Genomic DNA, 265 nt, shown 5'->3' on the forward strand with positions numbered 1-265 from the left:
ATATGTATTCAAATGATTTTAATCCAGAACATTATCAAAAAATGTTATTTGGTAATGAGCCATTTACACTCTTTGACGGTTCAAAAGTACCAACATTTAAACAATATTATGAAGAGCAATCTGGTGGTAGTTATACAGTAGATGGCACAGTAACAAAGTGGTTGACAGTTCCTGGTAATGCGGCAGATTATGGCGCAGATGCAGGAGATGGCGGTCATGATAATATGGGACCAAAAGGACCTCGTGATTTTGTAAAAGAGGCATT

Annotated in this window: 1 protein-coding gene; it reads left to right on the forward strand. The window is 37.0% G+C overall.

Annotation, left to right across the window (positions count from 1 at the left end; genetic code table 11):
• A partial coding sequence (locus SB717_RS36600; RefSeq protein ID WP_410907960.1) for an immune inhibitor A domain-containing protein occupies positions 1–265 on the forward strand: 265 nt, incomplete at both ends.

The sequence above is a fragment of the Priestia sp. SIMBA_032 genome, from assembly GCF_046535215.1.
Taxonomy (GTDB): domain Bacteria; phylum Bacillota; class Bacilli; order Bacillales; family Bacillaceae_H; genus Priestia; species Priestia aryabhattai.